The following is a 22,833-nucleotide window of genomic DNA, read 5'->3' as shown; positions in this document are numbered from 1 at the left end:
TGTCCGCATCTGGGCTTGACCAAACCGCAACCCGTTTGCCGCCGGCCGTCGCGCCGCGGCGGAATCGGGTAGGCTGTTTCCATCGTCTGAAGGAGAGCGATCATGGTTGAGACCCTGTCCGCTACCGCGCTGGCCGGCGGCCTGTCGTGGGCCAGCGGACTGCGACTGTACATGACACTGTTCATGGCAGGCGCCATGGCGCGTGCCGGCTGGCTGGAGCTGCCTTCGGCGCTGCAGGTGCTTGAATCGCCCTGGGTGCTGGGCGTGACCGGCCTGCTGCTGGTGGTGGAATTCCTGGCCGACAAGATACCCGGCGTGGATTCGGCCTGGGACGCCGTCCAGACCTTCATACGGATACCTGCCGGCGCGATCCTGAGCGTGGCGGCGCTGGGCCAGATGGACCCGGCCTGGACCACCATCGCGGCGCTGCTGGGCGGCACGCTGGCCGCCAGCGCGCATTTCACCAAGGCTGGCAGCCGCGCGCTGATCAATACCTCGCCGGAACCGTTCAGCAACTGGGCCGCCTCGTTTTCCGAGGAAGCGGTGGTGGCCACCGGCCTCTGGGCTGCCTTCTTCCATCCGTGGCTCTGGTTCGTGCTGCTGGCGCTGTTCCTGGTGCTGACCATCTGGCTCCTGCCCAAACTCTGGCGCGGCATGCGCTGGCTCTTCCGAAAGTTCAGCACCTGATGTTCCTTCAAGCCTTCCGCATGACCCGGCGCGACTGGCGCGCCGGCGAGCTCCGCTTCCTGCTCATTGCCCTGGTGGTCGCCGTGGCGGCGCTGTCTTCGGTGGGCTTCTTCGTCGACCGCATGCGCAGCGCCCTGGCGCGCGATGCCAACCAGCTGCTCGGCGCCGACCTGCTGGTCCGGTCCGACCAGCCGGTCGAGCCAGGCTGGCTTACTGAAGCCGGCAAGCACGGGCTGCGCATGGCGCAGACCACGGTGTTTCCCAGCATGGCCAGCAGCGGCAGCGGCGACGCGGCCTTTACCCAGCTGGCCTCGGTCAAGGCGGTCACGCCCGACTATCCGCTGCGCGGCAGCGTCAAGCTCAAGGACGGCAATGCCGACAGGCCGACCCGCGACACGCCGGCGCCGGGCACCGTCTGGGTGGACGAGAATCTGCTGCTGGCGCACAAGGTCCAGGTGGGCAGCCAGCTGCGCTTGGGCGAGCGCAGCTTCCGCATCGCGCAGGTGATCTCGGTCGAGCCCGACCGTGGCGCGGCCTTCATGAATTTCGCGCCGCGCGTGATGCTGGCCCAGTCCGATCTCGCCTCCACCGGCTTGATCCAGTATGGCTCGCGGGTGACCTACCGCCTGCTGCTGGCGGGCGAGCCGTTGCAGGTCAAGGCATTCCAGAAGTGGGTGGAGCAGCGTATTGCCAGCGCCGGCGTCAAGGGCGTGCATATCGAATCGCTGGAGTCGGGCCGGCCGGAAATGCGCGCCACGCTGGATCGGGCCGAACAGTTCCTGGCGCTGGTGGGGCTGCTCTCCGCGATGCTGGCCGCGGTGGCGATTGCGATGGCGGCGCGCCGCTTCATGCTGCGCCACCTGGATGCCTGCGCCATGCTGCGCTGCCTGGGGCTGACGCAGGGGCAGGTGACGCAGATGTACCTGATCGAATTCCTGCTGGTCGGGCTGGCTGGCAGCGCGCTGGGCGTCCTGGTGGGCTTTGGCGCGCATTTCGCGCTGCTGGCCTGGCTCGGCAGCCTGGTGGCCGCCGACCTGCCGGCGCCGGGCCTGCTGCCGGCCGTGCAGGGCCTGGCGACCGGCATGCTGCTGCTGCTCGGTTTCGCGCTGGCGCCCTTGCTGCAGCTGCGCAACGTGCCGCATAACCGGGTGATCCGGCGTGAACAGGCGCCGCCGCAGCCGATGACGCTGGCCACCTATGGGCTGGGCCTGGTGAGTTTCGTGGCGCTCTTGCTGTGGCAGTCGGGCGACCTGAAGCTGGGCGCGCTGACGGCCGGCGGCTTCCTCGGCGGCTTCGCACTGTTCGCGCTGGTCGGCTGGCTGGCCCTGAAGTCGCTGCGGCTGCTGCGCACTGCCTTCGACCATCCCGGCTGGCGCTTCGCGGTGACGGCGCTGCAGCGCCGTCCGGGCGCCACCGTGGTCCAGGTGGTGGCGCTGTCGCTCGGGCTGATGGCGCTGCTGCTGCTGACCGTCGTGCGCGGCGACCTGGTGCAGGCCTGGCAGCAGGCGACGCCGCCGGACGCGCCCAACCAGTTCGCGCTGAACATCCTGCCCGAACAGCGCGAGCCGCTGGCCAGGCTGCTGTCTGCCAACGGCGTCGAGCAGCCGCTGCTGTATCCGATGATCCGCGGCCGGCTGGTGCAGATCAACGACTCGCCAGTGACGGGCGAAACATTCATCGAAGACCGCGCCAAGCGCCTGGTCGACCGGGAATTCAACTTGTCCACCATGACCGAGATGCCGCCGCAGAACCAGGTGGTAGCCGGCAAGTGGTTGGACGACCGCAAGCCGGAGGCATCGGTGGAGCAGGGCCTGGCCAAGACCCTGAACCTGAAGCTGGGCGACCGGCTTCGCTTCGACATCGGCGGCCAGGTGGTGGAAGCGCCGGTCACCAGCCTGCGCAAGCTGGAATGGGGTTCAATGCGGGTCAATTTCTTCGTGATCCTGAATCCTTCCCTGATGAACGGCATGCCGCAGACCTATATCACCGCCTTCCGGCTGCCGCCGGAAAAGGCCGGCCTGGTCAACCAGATCGTGCGCGACTTTCCCAACCTGACCGTGGTCGACATCGGCAGCGTGGTGCGCCAGATCCAGGGCGTGATCGACCAGGTGGTGCGGGCGGTGGAATTCCTGTTCCTGTTCACGCTGGCCTCGGGCGTGCTGGTGCTGTATGCGGCGCTGGTCGGCTCGCAGGACGAGCGCATCCGCGAAGCCGGCCTGCTGCGCGCGCTGGGCGCCACCCGGCGCCAGCTGTCGAGCGCGCAGTGGATCGAATTCGCGCTGGTGGGTGGCCTGGCCGGCCTTTTGGCCGCCACCGGCGCCGCGGCCACCGGCTGGGTGCTGGCCGAGCAGGTGTTCAAGTTCGAATGGCGCGTAAGCATCATGGTCTGGCTGGCCGGCATCGCCGTCGGCGCCGCCTGCGCCTTCATCGGCGGCTGGGTGGGGCTGCGGGACGTGCTGCGCCATCCGCCGATGCGCACCCTGCGCGAGGCCTGACGGCGGCGGCCGTGCGTTATCATTGGCGCCCATGACGACTCCCGAAGACCAAGACAATTCCCCGACCCTGTTCGAGATCATCGGCGGCGAGGCCCGCCTGCGCGAACTGGTCGACCGTTTCTATGACCTGATGGACCTGGAACCCAGGTTCGCCGACCTGCGCGCGATGCATCCGCCCTCGCTGGATGGCTCGCGCGACAAGCTGTTCTGGTTCCTGTGCGGCTGGAGCGGCGGCCCGAACCACTTCATCGAGCGTTTCGGCCACCCGCGCCTGCGGGCACGCCATCTGCCGTTCTCGATTGCATCGAAGGAGCGTGACGACTGGCTGCGCTGCATGGCGCAGGCCATGCACGAGCTCGACATGCCGCAGGCGCTGCAGGAACGGCTGATGCATTCCTTCTTCCAGACCGCCGACTGGATGCGCAACCGCCACGGCTGAACCCATGTCCAATATTGAATTTTTCCTGCTGCTCGGCCTCGGGCTGGTGATGATTGCCCTGCAGGCCATGCTGCTGATGCGGCGCGGCGCCCAGGCCGGCGCCGATGCCGGCACCGATGAACTGCTCGATGTGCTGGAAAAGACCAGCGAGCGTACCGAGCGCGAACTGCGCAGCCAGGTGCAGGCCAGCGCCCAGGGCACGCGCCAGGAACTGTCCGGCCTGCTGGCCGAATTCCAGCGCAGCATCGGCGCCCAGGTGACCGGCATGGCCTCGCTGCAGACCGGCCAGATCGATGCCTTTGCGCAGCAGCTGGCCAAGCTGACCGAAGCCAATGCGCAGCAACTCGAAGCGATGCGCAATGCGATCTCGCTGCAGGCCAAGGCCGGCCGCGAGGAGCAGGCCGGCGCGCTGAAGCGCTTCGGCGACACCCTGAACCAGACCCTGGCCACGCTGACCGAGTCCAACGCCCAGCGAATGGCCGAGATCCGCGGCACGCTGGAAGCCAAGATCCGCGACCTGCAGAGCGACAACGGCGCCCGGCTCGAAGAGATGCGCCGCACAGTCGATGAAAAGCTGCATGCGACGCTGGAGCACCGGCTGGGCGAGTCGTTCAAGCTGGTGTCGGACCGGCTCGACAAGGTGCACCAGGGCCTGGGCGAGATGCAGCAGCTGGCCATCGGCGTGGGCGACCTGAAGCGGGTGCTGACCAATGTGAAGACACGCGGTACCTGGGGCGAGGTGCAGCTGGGCATGCTGCTGGAGCAGATGCTCACGGCCGACCAGTACGCAAAGAATGTCGAGACCGTGCCCGGCAGCGGCGAGCGGGTCGAGTTCGCGATCCGGCTGCCGGGCGCCAGCGACGGCGGGGCGCCGGTCTGGATGCCGATCGACGCCAAGTTTCCGAAGGAGCAGTACGAGCGCATGGTCGACGCCGCCGACCGCGCCGATGCCGATGCGGTGGCGCTGGCGGTGCGCGACCTGGAGCGGGTGCTGCGCGGCGAGGCCCGCACCATCTGCGAGAAATACATTTCGCCGCCGCTGACTACCGACTTCGGCATCCTGTTCCTGCCGACCGAGGGCCTGTACGCCGAAGTGATGCGCCGGCCCGGCCTGGCCGATGAAATCCAGCGCACCTGCCGCATCACCATCGCCGGCCCGTCCACGCTGTGCGCGCTGCTTAACAGCCTGCAGATGGGCTTCCGCTCGCTGGCGCTGGAAAAGCGCTCGTCCGAGGTATGGCAGGTGCTGGGCGCGGTCAAGACCGAGTTCGGCAAGTTCGGCGACGTGCTGGCCACTACCAAGCTGACGCTGGAACGGGCGGCGCGCAACATCGAGCAGGCCGAAGTGCGCAGCCGGCAAATGTCGCGCAAGCTCAAGTCGGTGGAAGCGCTGCCAGGCGACGCGGCGCAGGCGCTGCTGGGCGCGGCGGCGCTGGAATTCGGGGAAGAGAAGGAAGGCACGAACGACCCTTGAGGCCAGGGCCGTTGCGCGATTGCTCGGAAAGCTGGTTCTGGCTGGTTGCCGGAGCGGCAGATAGGGCTGTCGTACAAGGCTTGAACGGGTGAAGGGAGAAGTGCATGACGCTGGGGACAATTATCTTCGGTTAAACACCGAGCTCGATGCCGAACGTCGTGCCAGTGAGACAGAGTGGCAGGCTGGATGGCTTTGGTCCGCGATTGGCGGCAGGCCGCAAGAGCTGTAAATAATGATCCCGTTTTGCAGCATGTGACAGTCACATCGTTGATCTGCACCAAGGTTTGTTAATTGGTTTCGGCTTTTTCCGATAAGCGAAAAGGTGAGAAGAAACAAGGTTGTATATCCCGTTACCCAGACCGCCCGCACCTATAGAGATGCCAGGTTCCCGGACGAAGGCGCAACCCGCGGCGGTTGCCTTTTCTTTTCCGCCACTTCCTGCTTGAAGATGGACACCATTTCCTCCCTACCTTTGCATACGGAAAATAATTGCCGTGTATCGACCGAGTCTGCCAGCCAGGCACAAGGCAGCCCCTTGCTGCGCTCTCGGCCAAGCAAGCCTGTACCAGCAATTTCCCTAACGGCGCTTGCGCCAGAGCGAGCATCCAGCGCGCCCTGCACGCCGGCCAAGCGTTCATATGATGCTGCGCTCGGTAATCCCGCGCCACATGGCGGCTCGCCTGAGACGGCCAGCGCGGCGTACCAGATGCGGGGCGGACAACCTTTGCCTAAGCGGATACATGCCGACGATGACATGCCGACCGCCATAAACGCTCCACGAAGCGAAGGCGAGACGCCTGTTTCCTGCACATTTTCCACCTTGCCCGTACCGTGCCCAGGCTTGCTGCAGGCACCCCAGGTATCATCGGGCGCCAAGGTCTCGGCTGCCGGTTTATCCATGCTGGATATAGCCGAACGCGGCCTTGATGCGGATGACCAGATGGCAAACATGCATATCCGGCTATTTCTGAATTCCACACTCAAGTCGGGTGCGACGTTCCTTAATTTCGTGGAGTGCTTGAAGATACTGACCACGCATACGACGCTTCGTAAGCCGTCACCTGGATTCTGGTCTTCAAGCAGGATTTTTTGCGAAGGCCTATCCCGCATCGCGGCAGCATGTAAAACCATAGATGGGTCCGGGCGAGTCCAAGCCGACCGCGCCACGATGCGCCGCCAGATGAAAAATGCATTGTTTGGAGAGGGCACGTCCATTCAATTCATCGACTTGGCCATCTCCGTATGGCAAAGCAACAGGAAAGCGCGTTTGGCCGACCCCATATTGGCGACTTCCTACGCTTCCCTCAAAGAATTAGGGGTTTTCAGGGAGCTTAAAAAGATCAGTCGTGCAGGTGTTGTGGAGAGCAGCTTGTCATACCAGGAGCGCCTTGATGCCATGCGCAGGACATTGGCCGCCGAGACTGAGGCAAATCGAAGCGGCAGCTCTCCCAGGCAGCATGCATTGAAAGCAAGCCCGGCCATGGAGCCAACACTGCAGCCCCTGCCCGATTTCAATACGCCGTCTTGCCAGTCATATGATCAGGAAGCAGGTGAACATGTGGAACAAGCCCTTGTCGCCCCCGGAGCGGTAGCACCCGCAGCGGCTGGCATGGCTGCCGCCATTCCCGCGACGACCGTGTCCCAATTGTTGCCCACCAGTGCGACTTCCTTCACCTTCTTTCCCGCGCTGGAGCAAGTCGCGCCGGCTACTACGCGGCCGGTATATCTCATCAACAGTGTTTCCGTCCAGCCTGCACCGGAAGCAAGCCCTGCCATCGGCTGGTCATCATGGGCCTTGCTGGGCCTGGACAGGCCTTCCTGCGACAACCTTCCAGCCCTGGAGCAAGCCATTCGAGACACCAAGTGGCCGGCACCTCAAATGGATAGTGTTGCCTCCTCGCTTCTTGCACCGGAAGCTGCCGCAGACATGTGGTGGGCAGAACAGTCTTTGCTTGATCTGGATTTCCTATAATGCCAGCCGAGTTGCTGATGTTTCTGCAACGATGGCTGGCTGTAGCGGCTCTCACGCCGAGTCCCACGCGCTTTATTGCATAATCTGCAAAACCTCACGGAGACTCCGCCATGTCACAGCTCCCCACCCAGGCAGCCAGCCTGGACCAGCAAGCCGCCAGCGCGCGCCGCGCCCATCGCAACAAGATCGTCTCGGCCGCCGAAGCGGTGCGTCTGATCCACGATGGCGACACCGTGGCCACCGGCGGCTTCGTCGGCATCGGCTTCCCGGAAAATATCGCGGTGGCGCTGGAGCAGCGCTTCCTGGGCGTGGTGCCGGGCCAGGAAGGCGCCGGCCAGCCGCGCGGCCTGACGCTGATCTACGCGGCCGGGCAGGGCGATGGCCGCGAGCGCGGCCTGAACCATCTGGGCCATGAAGGGCTGGTCAGGCGCGTCATCGGCGGCCACTGGGGCCTGGTGCCCCGGCTGCAGAAGCTGGCGATGGAAAACCGGGTGGAAGCCTACAACCTGCCGCAGGGCATCATCAGCCATCTGTTTCGCGACATCGCTGCCGGCAAGCCGGGCGTGATCAGCGCGGTGGGCCTGGGCACCTTCGTCGACCCGCGCCACGGCGGCGGCAAGGTCAATGCCGCCACCACCGAAGACCTGGTCGAGCTGATGACCATAGGCGGCCGCGAATACCTGTTCTACAAGGCCATGCCGATCAACGTCGGCATCATCCGCGGCACCACTGCCGACGCCAACGGCAACATCACGATGGAGCGCGAGGCGCTGACGCTGGAAGCGCTGGCCATTGCGATGGCGGCGCACAATTCCGGCGGCATCGTGATCGCCCAGGTCGAGCGCATCGCCGAAAGCGGCAGCCTCAATCCGCGCCAGGTCAGGGTGCCTGGCGTGCTGGTCGATTGCGTGGTGCTGGCGGAAAAACCGGAATACCACATGCAGACCTTCGCCGAGCCCTACAGCCCGGCCTTTGCCGGCGAACTGCGGGTGCCGGTGTCGACCCTGCCGGCGATGGCCTTCAACGAGCGCAAGATCATTGCCCGGCGCGCCGTGATGGAGTTGAAGCCCAACAGCGTGGTCAACCTGGGCATCGGCATGCCGGAAGGCGTGGCCAGCGTGGCGGCGGAAGAGAAGATACTCGACCTGGTGACCCTGACCGCCGAGCCTGGCGTGATCGGCGGCATCCCGGCCGGCGGCCTGAACTTCGGCGCCGCCACCAATCCCGACGCCATCATCGACCAGCCTTCCCAGTTCGACTTCTATGACGGCGGCGGCCTGGATGTCGCTTTCCTCGGCCTGGCGCAGGCCGATCGCCACGGCAACCTCAACGTCAGCAAGTTCGGCCCGCGCCTGGCCGGCGCCGGCGGCTTCATCAACATCAGCCAGAACGCGAAGAAGGTGGTGTTCGTGGGCACCTTCACTGCCGGCGACCTTCAGGTGGAAATCCAGAATGGCGCGCTGCGGGTGGTGCGGGAGGGCACGGCCTGCAAGTTCGTCGAGGAAGTGGAGCACCGCACCTTCAGCGGCGCGCATGCGGTGGAGCGCGGCCAGCCGGTGCTCTACATCACCGAGCGCTGCGTGTTCCAGCTGACGGCTGACGGCCTGGAAGTGATCGAGATCGCGCCCGGCATCGACCTGGAGCGCGACGTGATCGGGCAGATGCGCTTTCGTCCTGCCGTCAGCGCCAATCTCAAGATCATGGATGCGCGCATCTTCCGGCCGGCCGCCATGGGCCTGCGCGACGACATCCTGTTTCTGCCGCTGCCGCAGCGGCTGCGCTTCGACGCCCAGCGCGACATCTTCTTCATCAATTTCGAGGGCGTGGAGATCCGCACCATGGCCGACATCGATGAAATCCGCATCAGCGTCGCGCAGTGCCTGGCGCCGCTGAAACGCAAGGTGCCGGCCATCGTCAATTACGACAACTTCGCCATCGCGCCGGAGCTGATGGACGACTATATCGCCATGGTGCGCGACCTGACCGAGCGCTTCTACAGCCGGGTCACCCGCTACACCACCAGCACCTTCATGCGCAGCTACTTCGGCCAGGCGCTGCGCGCCCATGACGCCGAGCCGGCGCTGTATGCCACGCCCGAGGAGGCGCTGTCGCAGCTGATGGGGCCGGCAGGACCGGCGGGCTGAACGAGCGCACTGGCACTCTCGCGCAGCCGCTTCGCCACCGCTGCGCGGGACTGCAGCGACCGCATGTCGGCGGCCTGCGGCAGTTCCGGCATGGAGAAGATCGAAAGCGTTTCCACGATGCCGGGCGGGGCCTGCATCCGGACGCCGGCAATGCATTCCTCGAACAGCTGGCGTATTGGGCACCCTGGGCAGCGGCAAGCGCTAATCACCAGGCATGCCTGTCAAGCCGGATGCAAGGATATGGGAAAGAAACGGCAGGGCGCCTCGGCGGCCTGGCGGAATGCCCCTGCGGGGTATTCCGCCCTACGACTACTGACACGGCGCGCTCAACGGGTTTGAGCGGCAACGGCCAAGGCCACTTCAAGAGCAACTGCAACCGCAGCCACTTCGTAGGGCGCAATACCCCGAAGAAAAAACAATGCCCGCCCTGTTGCAAGGGCGGGCACTGCATGACGACGGAAGAAAGGGCGGAGCGCTTCAGCAGCCAATCACCCGGCATTCACTGGACAGGCCCAGCAGGTGCTGGACCTGGCTGGCCAGGTTGCCGAACAGCTTGTTGGCCATGCCGGTCTGCGCCGCTTCGCCCATCAGGATGCGGTCGCAGCGGATTTCGCGGGCAAAGGCAGCGATGGTTTCTGCGCTGCGCCCGGTTTCCATATGGCTGAGAAAGGGCACGTTCGCCGCGCTGAAGGCAGCGCGGGCCGGCGCCAGGTCTTCCCTGGCGGCCTGCGCATGCAGCTCCTGCATCTCGCCCGGCGCAAAGCAGTCCGACACATGGCGCGACACCGGCAGCTGCACGCTCAGCAAATGGATCTGCACGCCGTCTTCCTTGCGGTAGATCGCGATGGCTTCCTCCACCGCATGCCGCATCTGCTCCGGGCTGGTATGCACGGTGACAGGAACGAGCACTTTTTTCATGGCATGGCCTGCCGCTCAGCTGGCGTGTTCCACGCGGGCGCCGGCATTGCGGCTCTGCATCCACTTGCCGACCGCGACCACCAGCATCGCGCACAGCACCGGCGGGATCAGGTGCAGGTTGTGGTGGCTTTCCGCCCAGGTATGGATGCTGGGGTCGGAGAAGGCCATCTCGCCGGCGACCCAGCCCAACAGGGCGGCGCCGAAGGTGATGATGATCGGGAAGCGGGTCATGACCTTCAGGATCAGCGTGCTGCCATAGATGATCAGCGGGATGCTCACGGCCAGGCCGACGACCAGCAGCACGATGTTGCCCTTGGCGGCAGCGGCCACGCCGATCACGTTGTCCAGGCTCATCACCAGGTCGGCGACGATGATGGTCTTGATGGCGGCGGCCAGGTTGGAATGGCCTTCCAGGTCCTCGTCGCCATCTTCGCCCTTGAGCAGGCCGATGCCGATCCACAGCAGCAGGGCCGCGCCGGCCAGCTTCAGGTAGGGCAGGGACAGCAGATAGACCGCGAAGAAAGTCAGCACGATACGCAGCACGATGGCGCCGACGCTGCCGGCCAGGATGGCCATTTTCTGTTGCTGAGGAGGCAGGGACCGCGAGGCCAGCGCAATGACGACGGCATTGTCGCCGGAAAGCACGATGTTGATCAGAATGATCTGGGATAGGGCAAGCCAGAATTCTGGCGAAGTCAGCATGGTCACGCGGGTCTCCTTGGATTGGACATGGGAAACCGGAATGTGATTTCCCTTGCCCGCAAGGATAGAGAAGGAGTCTTTCGCCTTCCTGTCTGCCGCCTTACGCCAGCCTTTCAGTTTCCTTACGCCAGCCTTACGGCCTGGGTGCGGCAGGCGCTGCGCCATGTCCGGCCAGCGCAGTGTCGGTGTCCAGCGCCGCCTGTTCCGGGGCCGGAAAGAACACGGTGAAGGTATTGCCGACGCCGTCCAGGTCTTCCTCCAGCGTGATCGACGCCTTGTGCAGGGCCGCGATCTCGCTGACGATGGCCAGCCCCAGGCCGCTGCCATCCATGTTGGTGCCGAGCAGCCGATGAAAGCGCTGGAAGATGCGTTCCCGTTCCTCCACCGGAATGCGCGGCCCATCGTCGCTGATGGACAGCATGCGCCGCTCGCCCGCCACCACCCGGACCGTCACGCGTCCCGCATCCTGGCTGTAGCGCACCGCGTTGTCGATCAGGTTGTTGATCAGCTCGCGCAGCCGGTGCGCGTCGCCATCGATGAAGACCGGCGTCTCGGGGCCTTCGAAGCCGAGGTCCACATTGCGCCGCAGCGCTTCCGGCACCCATTCCATCGTCACTTCCAGCGCCAGCGCATTCAGGTCCAGCGCATGCAGCTCGATGCGTTCCACCGCGCCCGGCTCATTGCGCGCCAGCGACAGCAGCTGGCCGACCAGGCGCGACAGCCGGTCGGCGCTGAGGTAGAGCTGCGCCACCGAATGCCGCAGCCTGGCCTTGTCGTTCTCGCGCAGCGCCAGCTCGATCTGGGCCTTGATGCCGGCCACTGGCGTGCGCAACTGGTGCGCCGCATCGGCGATGAAGCGGTTCTGGAAGTCCAGCGTCTTGCCCAGCCGCAGCAGCAGGTCGTTGACTTCCTCCACCAGCGGCATCACCTCGCCCGGCACGCCCACCGCCTCGATCGGGCTCAGGTCCAGGTGGGAACGGTCGGACACGGCGCGCTTGAGCCGCTCCAGCGGCAGGAGGCCGCGCCGCACGCCGTAATAGACCGCGACGCCGGCGCACAGGATCAGCAGGATCTGCGGCAGGAACACGCTGGCGAGGATGTCGCGCGCCAGCCGGTTGCGCTTGTTCAGGGTTTCGGCCACCTGCACCAGCACTACGGTCGGCGCTTGCGCCTCGTTGACCGTCATCAGCGCGGCCACTACCCGCACCGGCTCGCCATGCAGCAGATCGTCATAGAACAGCGGCTTGCCCGTCACCACGCGGGCCGTGGGCGCCAGCTCGGGGTCGCCGCCGACCAGCTGGCCGTCGCTGGACGAGACCCGGTAATAGATGCGGTCGTCCTGGTCCACCCGCAGGATGCGCTCCGTCATCGGCGCGATCTCCAGGCTGGGTTGGGCCGGGCCGGGACGCACATGCAGGAACACTTCGCGCGCCATCTCTTCCAGCGAGCGGTCATGCGCCCGGTTGGAAAAGCCCAGCGAGGTGGAGTAGGTGACCAGGGTATCGAGCAGCAGCAGGCCCAGGAGCGGACCCAGCAGCCATGCCAGCAGCTGGCGCCGCAGCGTTGCCTTGCCCTTATTCAGCGGCATCGTCGCGTTCCATCAGGTAGCCCATGCCGCGTATGGTGCGTATCGTGCAGCCGTAGGGTTCGAGCTTCTTGCGCACCCGGTAGACATAGACTTCCATCGCATTCGGCCCGACTTCATCGCCCCAGCCATACAGGTGATTGACCATGTGCTCCTTGCTGACCACGCGGCCCTCGCGCATCAGCAGCAATTCGAACAGCGCCAACTCGCGCGCCGACAGCTCGATCGGCTGGTCGTCGTAATACAGCCGCCGCCCGGAAGTGTCCAGCCGCAGCCGGCCATGATGCAGGTCGGGCGCCGAGCTGCCATGGCCGCGCCGCAGCAGCGCGCGCACCCGCGCTTCCAGCTCGGGCAGGTCGAAGGGCTTGGTGAGGTAATCGTCGGCGCCCAGGTCGAGGCCGCGCACCCGGTCGGCCAGCGCATCGAGCGCGGTCAGCAGCAGCACCGGCACGCGCGACTTGCGCGCGCGCAGCCGGCGCAGGATCTCGAATCCGCTCATGCCAGGCAGGCCGACATCCAGCACCACCAGGTCATAGGTATGGATGGACAGGGCCTTGTCGGCCTGGTCGCCGTTGCTGGCCAGGTCGACTGCATAAGCCGACTGCACCAGGGCGCGGTACAGGGCGTCGGACAGGATTTCATCGTCCTCGACGAGAAGAATTCGCATGATGTGACTGAAGGTAGGGTGAAGTCGCGTGGGCCGATTCTAACGGAGGATAACGCCCGCACAGCCCGCATCGATGCATTTGCCGGGGAAGCAGCGTTCGACAGGCTCGGCAGAACAGCTTTGCCGCCGGGAAAAGGCGCAGCCATTGTCGTCGAGCATGCGCTTAAGTTTTGCTCGGCCGTACCATGGAAGACCTGCAGATCAAGGAGAAAAACAATGTGGTGGACTGAAAGCTGGCTTGCCGTTCAGCAGGAATTTTCCGATCTGGGCGACGCATCCGATGTCACGCGGGTCTGCCTGCGCCTGCTGGTGGCGCTGGCGCTGGGCGCCTTGCTGGGTTACGAGCGGGAATCGGTTGGCGCCGCTGCCGGCCTGCGCACCCATATGCTGGTATCGCTCGGTTCGGCGTTGTTCGTGCTGGTGCCTTCCCAGGCTGGCATGGCGTTGGAAGACATGTCGCGCGTGCTCCAGGGCGTGGCTTCGGGCATCGGCTTTCTCGGCGCCGGCGCCATCATCAAGCTGCGCGAGGAAAGCCATATCAAGGGCTTAACCACCGCCGCCGGCATCTGGCTGACATCGGCGGTCGGCGTGGCGGCCGGGCTCGGGCTGGAGGCAACCGCGGTGCTCAGCGCCGTGTTCGGATGGGTGGTGCTGTCGCTGCTCAGGCTGACCAAGGCGAAATAGGCGGCGGATGGGATTAATGCCATCCGGCATTGTCGCCATGAAACAATGCCGGGCTCCGCGGCTTTTTTACGGCTTGATTGTCCATGAGTCTGTTTCACGCAAGGCCTTGTTTTTCTGTCATGAGATGATCGCCAATTAAGTTAAAGCCGTTTCATGATGCTTCAGAAATGCAAGACCCTGCCGGAAACGGGCGCAGGAATACGCAGTACCCGGCACCTGGCGCTTGCGGGCACTTTCCTGGCACTACTCACCGTCGTCCTCATTCCGTTTGCCCTGGTGTCGCCGCTGCCCCTGAGCGACTATCCGAACCATGTGGCCCGCATGCAGATCATTGCGCACCTGTCGGACTCGGCGGCGCTTGCCAGGCACTATCTGGTGCATTGGGAATTCATACCGAATCTGGCGATGGATCTCCTGGTGCCGATGCTGATGCCACCCCTGTCCGCCGAGCAGGCCAGTCTGGTATTTGCTGCGCTTGCCATGTTCCTGATGGCAAGCGGCGCCATCGTGCTGCACCGCACGCTGTATGGCCGCTGGTCACTGCTGCCGTTCGCTGCCTTCCTGTTTCTTTACAACAGGCATTTCCTCTGGGGCTTCCTGAACTATCTGTTTTCGGTAGGGCTTGCGCTGTGGATGCTGGCCGCGCACATTCACCTGCGCCCTCGCAGCGACGCGCTGCGCATCGTGCTGTTTTCCATCCTGTCGACCGCCTTGCTGATTTCCCACCTGCATGCGTTTGCCAGCTATGCCATCCTGATCGGCGGCTACGAAGTGTCCGTCGCATGGCGCCAGCGGGAAAACGGGCCCTGGCGCTCCCTGCTGGTGGCTGGCGCGCAATTCGTGCTTCCTGCCGCGCTGTTTCTTGGGCTGTCCAGCACCACCGATCGGGCAGGGGAAATCAAGTGGTCTGCGCCGGTCGACAAGCTGTACGGCTTGCTGGATATGGTCAACAACTACAGCCTGCCGCTCGATGTCGCCACCTTCCTGATCCTGGCGGCCCTGGTGGGCGCCGGCATCCTTACCCGCCGGCTGTCGGTTCACCGCGACCTGCGGCTGCCGCTGGCCCTGCTGTTCATCATTTATCTGTGCCTGCCGCGGCTGATGTTTGCTTCCTTCGGCGCCGACCGGCGGCTGCTGGTAATGGTGGCGCTGGCCACGGTGGCCGCCCTGCACGTGCGCATCGAGACGGCCCGGGTGCGCGGCATGCTGGCCGCCGGCCTGGCAGTCCTGTTTCTGGGGCGCATGACGGTCATTGGCGTGAACTGGATCCATGCCGACAAGGTCTATCAGCCGATATTGTCCAGCATCGAACAATTGCCGCATGGCGCGCGAGTGGCAGTGATCTGCGGCGGCGACAGCTTCCCCTATCTTGCCAATCCGCCGCTGGACCATGTGCCCAACATGGCAGTGGTAACGAAGGAAGCCTATCTCAATACCCTGTTCGCCGAGCCGGGGAAGCAGGTGCTGCAGGTGGTCTATGGCTCGAAGGCGCCGTTTTCAGTCGATCCTTCGCAGACATTCCGCATGCCGCCGGAAGAGAAGGGCAAGGCCGATCCGTTTCCTGACCTCCCGCTGGAACGGTTCGATTTTGTGATGCTGATCAATCCGGATTATTTCAGCCACGACTATCCGGCCCGCTTTGCGCCGATCTATGAGAAAGAGAATGTGATGCTCTTCAAGATACGCCCGCAGAAAGGTTCCTGATGAACACAACACCCCAGTCCGGCAACATTTCCCTGCGCAGCCTGGCGAGCTTTCTCGTGGTGGGCGGCTTCGCCACCGGCCTGCAGTACGCCATCATGGCCCTGCTGATGGGGCTGGCCGGCATGCCTGCCCTGACGGCTTCCAACGTCGGATTCGCCATCAGCGCCGTGGCCAACTATCTGCTCAATGCACGGCTGACCTTCCGCAGCGAGCGCTCGCACGCCGCGACCCTGCCGCGCTTTGCCATTACCGCCGCGCTCGGGCTGGGCATCAACTCCCTGTTATTGAGCCTGCTGATCGCCGCCGGCCTGCATCCCGCGCCGGCCCAGATTCTGACCACCGCAGGCGTCTTGATCTGGAATTACACATTGAACGCATTATGGACATTCAAAAAGCCACAGACCTAGCCCATCCGCCGGTATTGAGCCTGGTGCTTCCCTGCTACAACGAGCAGGAAGTCCTGCCGGAAACCACCGCCCGCCTGCAGGCCATGCTGGCCCGGCTGCAGGCCAACGGCGAGATCGCCGAGGGCAGCGCAATCTACTACGTCGACGACGGCAGCCGCGACCGGACCTGGGAAATGATCCATGACTACGCCGAGCGCCATGCCGACGTCTGCGGCATCAAGCTCAGCCGCAACCGCGGTCACCAGAACGCGCTGCTGTGCGGCCTGCTGACGGCGCCGGGGGACATCCTGATCAGCCTGGATGCCGACCTGCAGGACGATCTGGAAGCCATTCCGCAAATGATCCAGCGCTACCGCGAAGGCAGCGAGATCGTGTTTGGCGTGCGCCGCAAGCGCACCAAGGACACCTTCTTCAAGCGCTTCAGCGCCGAGAGCTACTACAAGTTCCTGGCCATGATGGGCGTGCAGATCGTCTACAACCATGCGGACTACCGGCTGATGAGCCGGCGCGCGGTGGAAAGCCTGCGCGGCTACGACGAAACCCACCTGTTCCTGCGCGGCCTGGTGCCGCAGCTGGGCTACAAGGGCGCGATCGTCGAATTCGACCGGGCCGAGCGCTTTGCCGGCGAATCGAAATACCCGCTGACCAAGATGCTGTCGCTGGCATGGCAGGGCGTGACCTCGTTTTCCGCCTATCCGCTGCGGCTCATCACCGGCATCGGCATGATCATTTCCGTGATCAGCCTGGTCATGGCCGCATGGGCCGTGGTCACCAAGCTGTTTACCGACAGTGCCCTGCCGGGCTGGGCATCGACCGTAATCCCGATGTATTTCCTGGGCGGCGTGCAGCTGCTGAGCCTGGGCATCATCGGCGAGTACGTGGCGAAGATCTTCGAGTCCTCCAAGAAACGCCCGCGCTTCCATGTTGAAAGCCTGTGCGGCGAACGCTTTACCGACGCGACGCCCCGATGAGCCAGGCGAGGGTGGCAGGGCTGGGCCATGCGCCAGCCATCGTCGCACTGGCGGCGATGACGCTGGCGCTTTTCATGACCACGCCCACCGGCGGCGATTTCTGGTGGTATGACGCATCCCGCCACGCGATGAATGGCATATTCCTGCGCGACTTCCTGATGGAAGGCGGCCTGCTGCATCCATTGCGCTTCGCCAGGGAGTACTACCAGCAATATCCGGCGATCAATATTGGCTTCTATCCGCCGTTCATGTATATCGCCTCGGTGCCTTTCCTGGCCGTGTTCGGCGCCAGCCATGCTGTTTCGCAGTCCGTCGTGGCGCTGCATGCCATGCTTGCCGGCGTGATGATCTACCTGATCTGCCAGCGCATGATGGACAGGTGGAGCGCACTGCTGGTGGCGCTGGCCATCCTGGCCTTGCCGGACATGGCCTTGTGGGCGCGGCAGGTGCAGCTCGATGTGCCGGCGCTGGCGCTGCTGCTCTGCACCGCGTGGGCGCTGATTCATTACCTGCACACCGGCAGCGGCCGCTGGCTTCTGGTCACTGCGGCCTTCATGGGCCTGGCCATGCTGACCCGGGTGCAAACCGGCTATGCGGTGCCGGTGGTTGGCCTGTTCGCACTGTTCCATCGCACGCCCCAGCGTCCGCCGCTGCGGACATGGCTAGCTGCCGCACTGCTTTTCCTCGTGCTTGCGCTGCCATCGGTCGGCAGCGTCTTCTACTTCAGCAAGGTGACCGGCAACCTGGCCGGCGCGATGCCGGACATGCCGGCCCTGTGGTCATGGAACAACTGGACCTGGTATGCCCGGGCGCTGCCGCAGCAGATCGGCTGGCCCGCCACCTGGTTCATCATCGCCGGACTGCTGGCCACCGTGGCCACGCTGCGCTCGGGCATGCCGCCAGCGGCACGGGTCTTCGCCGCATTCGCCCTGTCGTCATGGCTCTTCTTCACCATCGTGTCGAACAAGGAGGCGCGCTTCAACCTGCCCAGCATCCCGTTTACCTTCATGCTTGCCGCTTACGGCATGGTGCGCGTGCAGGCCTTGCTGGGACGCCTGCTGTTGCTGGCCTTGGCGGGCTGGGCGGTGTATCAGGCGATGCTGTTCCAGGTGCCGGTGGCGCAGGGATACCGCGAGGCAGCCGGCCTGGCCCAGGCCCATACGCCGCCTGGCGAGAACGTGCTGATCTCGGCGCATCGCGACGGCAGCGTCATCTTCAACATGCGCGCCGACGGCAAGCGCCGAGATATCGGCACGCGCCGTGCGGACAAGCTGTTCGTCGAGATCAACATCATGCGCCAGCTTGGCATACGCGACCGCGAACTGAGCCAGGACGCGATCCTGAAGATCCTCAACGACCAGAAGATTGCAGTGGTAGTGGCGCAGACAGGCTATCTCGCTGACCAGCCCAGCATGCAGCAGTTCCAGCGCCTGCTGGACAATGGCGGCATGTTTTCCATCGTCGGGCGCGTGCCCTTGCGCGGGGATGTGCGCAAGGATGAACGGGAGCTGGTGGTGTATGCGAGGAAGTGAAGGGTAGGGATGGCGGCGCAGTGCGCCGCATCCTGTCCCTTCCTTGTCATTTCACTGCGACCTTCAGCCTTGCGGTCGGGATGCCGAACAGGCGGCAGAAGTTGACGGAGCCGTACAGCCGTCCAGGCTGAAGGCCTCATGCGCCTTGCCCACCGCCAGCTGCTCGGGCAGCACGATCACGCCGATGTTGCCGAGGATGGCCCTGGCATGCACCAGGCCGCGCAGTGCGCCATAGCTGCCGGGCGATGCGCTCATCAGCACCGCCATCTTGTTGCGGTAAGGCGCCAGGCCATCCTGGCCATCGACGGCGCGGGAAGTCCAGTCGATCAAGTTCTTCAGCAGGGCCGGGAGGGAACCGTTTTATTCGGGGCTGCCAATCAGGAAGCCCTGGTGCTCCAGCATCAGTTGCCGCTGTTCACGCGCCTTCGGCAGCAGTCCCTGCTCGATTTCCAGGTCGCCGTCGTAGATCGGCACCGGAAAGTCGCGCAGGTCGATCTCGGTGACGTCGGCGCCGGCGCGGCGCGCGCTTTCGGCAGCGACCCGGACCAGCCGCTTGTTCAGGGAAGCCTTGCGGCGCTGCTCGCGAAGGCCACTATCTTCGGCACCGTGGCTGTCATGGTGTCTTCCTTTCTCCTCGGTGAACGATCAGGTTCCTCACCCGCCCTGTGCATCGCAGCATACTGCAGATGCATCGTGCCGATGGACGCTCTGGCGCAATGTCTGCGCATCCTCTGCGATTCGGCCGGCCGCGCGGCATGCAGCCGGCTTGCCGTGGATTAAGCCTGAATCGGCCACGAGTCCGACAGACGCAACATGCTGCCACGCTGCATCGTCTAGTCTGGCCATAGCCGCGCAGCGTGCAAGGCTCTGACTTCGAAACCAACCAACGTGCCTGGATGACCTCAGCCCACTTTCCCGCCCACGACCAGGCAGCGCCCGGCGCCGCGCCCGCAGTCCGACCCGCTTCCTGGCGCTATGACAGCCGGGGCTGGACACGCGACCTGCGCATCGACTTCCTGCGCGGCCTGGTATTCGTGCTGTTATTTACCTCACACTTCAACTTCTTTTCATGGGTGTCGTTGATAGGCTGGGAACGGGTAGGGGTGGTGTCGTCGGCGGAAATGTTCATCCTGCTGTCGGGTATCGTCACCGGCGCTGTCTATGGCAAGAGGCTGCGCAGCGACGGCCTCGGCGCCTGCACCATCAAGCTCTTCTCAAGGGCCTGGACGCTGTACAAGACGGCCGTCATCGCCGCCGGCCTGGTGGCATTGCTGCGGCTGGTGCCGTGGCTGGACATGACCTCGCTGACCACCTTCACCGACCCGGTCAGCGGCACGCTTTATCCGCTATATCCCAGCCTGTCGGAAGGTTTCCTGTCCAATCTGTTCCATGTGCTGGTGCTGGCAGCCAGTCCGCACCAGTTCCAGATCGTCGGACTGTATGTGGTGCTGTTTCTGCTTACGCCCGTCATCTTCTGGGCCCTGGACAGGCGGCTGACCGGCTGGCTGCTGCTGGCGAGCTGGCTGGCCTACCTGGTCAACTATCTGACGCCGGAAGCGCAGCCCGGCACCGCGGAGATCCAGTTGACTGTGGCCCAGTTCGAATATGCGTTCCCGGTGCTGGCCTGGCAACTGCTGTTCGTGCATGGCGTGGTAGCCGGCTTCCATCGGAAGGCGGTGATGGCGTTTTTCTCCACCGGCGCGGGCCGCGCGGTGATCGCGCTATGCATGCTGCTGTCGCTGATGCTGGCGATGTTTTCGCTGAACCACCCACTGGAGCAGTTGCCGGCATGGGCGCGGCTGCACTTCATCGCGCCAGAACTGTTCAATGCCGCCTACCAGTCCTTCTTCCTGAAATACAAGCTGGGACCGGGCCGCATCCTCAATATCACCTGCCTGCTAGTTGCCGCCATGGCCGTGCTGACGGTGGCCTGGAAACCGATCTACCGCAGCTTGGGCTGGCTGTTCATACCGCTGGGGCAGGAATCGATGTATGTGTTCTTCATGCATCTGTTCGTTGTGCTGCTGGTGTTCAATTCGCCCTTGCCCACACTGGACGATGTATGGATCAACACCGCCCTCCATGTGCTGGCGCTGCTTGCCTGCTGGTGGATGATCAGGGAAAAATTCCTGTTCAACCTGGTGCCGCACTGATACTTAGCCCGGCGCTGCAATAGGAGGCCGGACCGGGTGTCAAACCGGGTACGTCTGACAACAACACCGCAAAATGTTTCTCGAAGTCAACTAAAAGCGGCTAGAATATTCCCGCATAGCAACTAATTGGCAAATGCCCATCGGTTGCCGGAATATCCAGATACGGTTGACCATGAAGAATCTTGCAAGAAAATTGATCGGCGGCTGCCTGCTTGCGCTGGCCGGCTTCACCACCACCTTGAACGCACAGACGACCCAGGTATTTTTCGACGATTTCTATGGCCGTGCTCTCAGCAGCGCGTGGCAGATCGCAACCTGGGTGAACGGCCCGCCGTTCGGCTGCACTTTTTCCAGTCAGGATGTCCATGTCAGCAAGAGCCAGCTTAGCCTGAGCTTCAGCGGCAATTCCGGCAAGTGCGCCGAAGTCAGGACCACCAAGTATTGGCAATACGGCGCCTTCGTGGTGGACATGAAGCCATCGGCCGTGCCGGGAACGGTCAGTTCCTTTTTCCTGTATGACGGCGTCGCCGCCACCGCCTCCCACTATGAGATCGACATTGAATTCGTCGGCGGCAGCGGCCTGCTGCATACCAATTACTGGACTGCCGGACAGCAGCATCCGCAGGACATCGACCTCAGGGCCATGGGCATCGATCCCTATAAGACCAGCCGCCGCTACAGCGTGAGCTGGCAGGCCGATGTGATCGTCTGGCATGTGATGAATGACGCCGGCCAGTGGGTGGAAGTGCGGCGCGCCGCAGCCGCGATCAGCGCGCCCATGAGGCTGATGATGAATGCCTGGTATGGCGACAACATCGGTACGGCGCTGCTCTTCCCGGGTTATTACGTCGGACAGCAGGGCGCGGCCCAGTACGACTCGGTCTGGATAGGGCAGTAGGGCCTTCCCCTATGCCGCTGCCTCAGCCAGCGGCCTTCTGCACGGCTTCGGCCAGGTTGTCGCTGATGGTAAATACCTTGTCCATGCGGGTCAGTTTGAACAGGCTCTGCACACCGCCCTGCACATTGCACACGCCCAGCGCGCCGCTGCCGCCCAAGCCCTTGAGCACCGAGACCAGAGCGCCCAGGCCGCTGGAATCCATGAAGTCGACGCCTTCCAGGTCCAGCACGATGCGCTTGTCGCCTGCTTGCACCAGCTTCAGCACGGCTTCCTTGAAAGCCGGCGCCACCGCGCTGTCGATGCGCTTCGTCGCGGGCCGGATGATGGCCACGTTCTGCTCGCGGCTGATATTGATGATGTCCATAGGGGTCCTCTTCCTTGTGTGTAGTCTGCCTGTTTCGGGCCTGGTGCCGGTCTACCATGCATGTGACCAGGAGATCGAGATACTGCCGTTACGCGGCGCGCCCTGGCCCGGCGATCGGCTGTGCCATGGATAGCGGTTGCCCGAATAATTGTTGTACTGGATGGAAATCGTGCCGGGATGCCAGTCGAAATAGCCGAAGCCATAGGTGAAGTCGGGGTCCCATGGCTGCTGCTGGCTGCGGTCCGGGTAGTAGAACAGGGTGATGTTGGCGTACCAGTTCGACGGCGTGGCATAGCGGCATCCGAGCGAGGCCGAACGCTTGGATGGCTGCACCGAGCGCGATTTCAGGTCGGTATAGCGCGGCGTCAGGTTGGCATTGATGCTGCAGCCGAGCTGGTGCCGGTCATCGATCAGCAGCAGCGGACGCAGCATCTCCGGCAGCACGAACTTGTAGCCGACTGACCACTGGCCCTGGTTGAAGCGGGTGTACTGCTCGGGCTGCTGCCCGCGCGGCACGGTATGGTCGGGAAACAGCCGGTTGCCGCCGTAATTGCTGTAGGTGAAGCTGAAGGTGTCCGGGTGCCAGTCGTCGTAGCCGAAGGTATAGGTGAAGTCCGGATTCCATGGCCGCTGCCTGTCGCCCATCAGATAACGGTAGAAGGTCACGCCGCCAAACCAGTAGCTGTGCGGGTTGTAGCGCAGTTCGGCCTGCAGCGTGGGCGAAACCGCAGGCGATCCCTGAAAACCCGCGCCCTTGAAACCGCCTTCGGTGGTGCGCAGCGGTATATCCATTGCCAGACGCAGGCGCAGGCGCTTGACTTCTTCCGCCGCTGGTTCCAGCGGTGGCGGCGGCGCACGGTCGGCCGGCGTGCCGCGCGACAGTTCCCAGGATGGGATCAGCGCCGGGAAGGTGCCGGCGCGGTTGATCTCCTCGGCCATGCCTGCCAGCGGCGCCAGACCGCATGCCAGGCTGCCCATCAGCAAAATCCGCGTTCGCATCTGCACCGACGCCGCTTCATGGTTCCCATGCCCGCATG

At 64.3% G+C, this 22,833-nt stretch carries 19 protein-coding genes and 1 pseudogene; 13 read left to right on the top strand and 7 right to left on the bottom strand.

The annotated features are described in order from the left end of the window. Positions 1-102 precede the first annotated feature (102 nt). The 6 genes from IGW04_RS21735 to IGW04_RS21710 all read left to right on the top strand — a co-directional run bounded on the left by IGW04_RS21735 (position 103) and on the right by IGW04_RS21710 (position 9,211). On the top strand, positions 103-687 hold the full coding sequence (locus IGW04_RS21735) for a DUF4126 domain-containing protein (protein WP_194715197.1): 585 nt from the start codon (positions 103-105) through the stop codon (positions 685-687). Then, positions 687-3,182 (top strand): ABC transporter permease, encoded by a 2,496-nt coding sequence (locus IGW04_RS21730; RefSeq protein WP_194715196.1) that lies wholly within the window; start codon positions 687-689, stop codon positions 3,180-3,182. The genes IGW04_RS21735 and IGW04_RS21730 overlap by 1 nt, the downstream gene beginning before the upstream one ends. A gap of 31 nt (positions 3,183-3,213) precedes the next feature. Continuing rightward, complete coding sequence (locus IGW04_RS21725) at positions 3,214-3,621, top strand: group II truncated hemoglobin (protein WP_194715195.1); 408 nt, start codon at positions 3,214-3,216, stop codon at positions 3,619-3,621. 4 nt (positions 3,622-3,625) lie between these two features. Beyond that, entirely contained in the window at positions 3,626-5,095 is a 1,470-nt protein-coding gene (locus IGW04_RS21720) for a DNA recombination protein RmuC (RefSeq protein ID WP_194715194.1), read from the top strand. Positions 5,096-5,849: 754 nt separating this feature from the next. After that, complete coding sequence (locus tag IGW04_RS21715) at positions 5,850-7,067, top strand: hypothetical protein (protein WP_194715193.1); 1,218 nt, start codon at positions 5,850-5,852, stop codon at positions 7,065-7,067. A gap of 110 nt (positions 7,068-7,177) precedes the next feature. Continuing rightward, a complete protein-coding gene (locus tag IGW04_RS21710; RefSeq protein ID WP_194715192.1) occupies positions 7,178-9,211 on the top strand; it encodes an acyl CoA:acetate/3-ketoacid CoA transferase in 2,034 nt (677 codons plus the stop codon). A 477-nt stretch (positions 9,212-9,688) separates the two neighbouring features. Here the strand turns inward: IGW04_RS21710 and IGW04_RS21705 are convergent, their stop codons facing one another. From IGW04_RS21705 to IGW04_RS21690, 4 genes are all read right to left on the bottom strand, one after another. Beyond that, the gene (locus IGW04_RS21705) at positions 9,689-10,129 is read right to left on the bottom strand and encodes a universal stress protein (protein WP_194715191.1); all 441 of its coding nucleotides are present in this window, start codon (positions 10,127-10,129) and stop codon (positions 9,689-9,691) included. A 15-nt stretch (positions 10,130-10,144) separates the two neighbouring features. Then, a complete protein-coding gene (locus tag IGW04_RS21700) occupies positions 10,145-10,837 on the bottom strand; it encodes a TerC family protein (RefSeq protein WP_194715190.1) in 693 nt (230 codons plus the stop codon). Between the two features lie 127 nt (positions 10,838-10,964). Beyond that, positions 10,965-12,419 carry a sensor histidine kinase gene (locus IGW04_RS21695; protein WP_194715189.1) on the bottom strand — a complete coding sequence of 485 codons (1,455 nt, stop codon included), beginning with the start codon at positions 12,417-12,419 and terminating at the stop codon, positions 10,965-10,967. Further along, a complete protein-coding gene (locus IGW04_RS21690; RefSeq protein ID WP_194715188.1) occupies positions 12,406-13,083 on the bottom strand; it encodes a response regulator transcription factor in 678 nt (225 codons plus the stop codon). Before IGW04_RS21690 ends, IGW04_RS21695 begins: the two co-directional genes overlap by 14 nt. A gap of 216 nt (positions 13,084-13,299) precedes the next feature. Here IGW04_RS21690 and IGW04_RS21685 point away from each other — a divergent pair, with 216 nt between their 5' ends. The 5 genes from IGW04_RS21685 to IGW04_RS21665 all read left to right on the top strand — a co-directional run bounded on the left by IGW04_RS21685 (position 13,300) and on the right by IGW04_RS21665 (position 18,381). Then, positions 13,300-13,767 carry an MgtC/SapB family protein gene (locus IGW04_RS21685; protein ID WP_194715187.1) on the top strand — a complete coding sequence of 156 codons (468 nt, stop codon included), beginning with the start codon at positions 13,300-13,302 and terminating at the stop codon, positions 13,765-13,767. 153 nt (positions 13,768-13,920) lie between these two features. Further along, positions 13,921-15,471 (top strand): hypothetical protein, encoded by a 1,551-nt coding sequence (locus tag IGW04_RS21680; RefSeq protein ID WP_194715186.1) that lies wholly within the window; start codon positions 13,921-13,923, stop codon positions 15,469-15,471. Next, positions 15,471-15,878, top strand: coding sequence for a GtrA family protein (locus tag IGW04_RS21675; RefSeq protein WP_194715185.1), 408 nt, complete (start codon positions 15,471-15,473; stop codon positions 15,876-15,878). The genes IGW04_RS21680 and IGW04_RS21675 overlap by 1 nt, the downstream gene beginning before the upstream one ends. Beyond that, a complete protein-coding gene (locus IGW04_RS21670) occupies positions 15,851-16,849 on the top strand; it encodes a glycosyltransferase family 2 protein (protein ID WP_194715184.1) in 999 nt (332 codons plus the stop codon). The genes IGW04_RS21675 and IGW04_RS21670 overlap by 28 nt, the downstream gene beginning before the upstream one ends. After that, positions 16,846-18,381: an ArnT family glycosyltransferase gene (locus tag IGW04_RS21665; protein ID WP_194715183.1), complete on the top strand. Its 1,536-nt coding sequence runs from the start codon at positions 16,846-16,848 to the stop codon at positions 18,379-18,381. The genes IGW04_RS21670 and IGW04_RS21665 overlap by 4 nt, the downstream gene beginning before the upstream one ends. Before the next feature lie 63 nt (positions 18,382-18,444). Here IGW04_RS21665 and IGW04_RS21660 read toward each other — a convergent pair. Next, positions 18,445-18,930 (bottom strand): annotated as a pseudogene (locus tag IGW04_RS21660) (NADPH-dependent FMN reductase). Between the two features lie 347 nt (positions 18,931-19,277). Here IGW04_RS21660 and opgC point away from each other — a divergent pair. Together opgC and IGW04_RS21650 are read left to right on the top strand one after the other, a co-directional pair. Next, a complete protein-coding gene (gene opgC / locus IGW04_RS21655) occupies positions 19,278-20,534 on the top strand; it encodes an OpgC domain-containing protein (RefSeq protein ID WP_194715182.1) in 1,257 nt (418 codons plus the stop codon). Between the two features lie 172 nt (positions 20,535-20,706). Then, complete coding sequence (locus tag IGW04_RS21650; RefSeq protein ID WP_194715181.1) at positions 20,707-21,432, top strand: family 16 glycosylhydrolase; 726 nt, start codon at positions 20,707-20,709, stop codon at positions 21,430-21,432. A 22-nt stretch (positions 21,433-21,454) separates the two neighbouring features. Here IGW04_RS21650 and IGW04_RS21645 read toward each other — a convergent pair whose 3' ends face one another. Both IGW04_RS21645 and IGW04_RS21640 read right to left on the bottom strand, forming a co-directional pair. Continuing rightward, complete coding sequence (locus tag IGW04_RS21645; protein ID WP_194715180.1) at positions 21,455-21,796, bottom strand: STAS domain-containing protein; 342 nt, start codon at positions 21,794-21,796, stop codon at positions 21,455-21,457. A gap of 51 nt (positions 21,797-21,847) precedes the next feature. After that, positions 21,848-22,795, bottom strand: coding sequence for a hypothetical protein (locus tag IGW04_RS21640; RefSeq protein WP_194715179.1), 948 nt, complete (start codon positions 22,793-22,795; stop codon positions 21,848-21,850). Between the last annotated feature and the right edge of the window lie 38 nt (positions 22,796-22,833).

Origin of the sequence: Noviherbaspirillum soli (genome assembly GCF_015352955.1) — a bacterium.
Taxonomy (GTDB): domain Bacteria; phylum Pseudomonadota; class Gammaproteobacteria; order Burkholderiales; family Burkholderiaceae_D; genus Noviherbaspirillum_A; species Noviherbaspirillum_A soli.
Note: the sequence above shows the minus strand (reverse complement) of the source record. Positions and strands in the feature narration are given on the sequence as shown.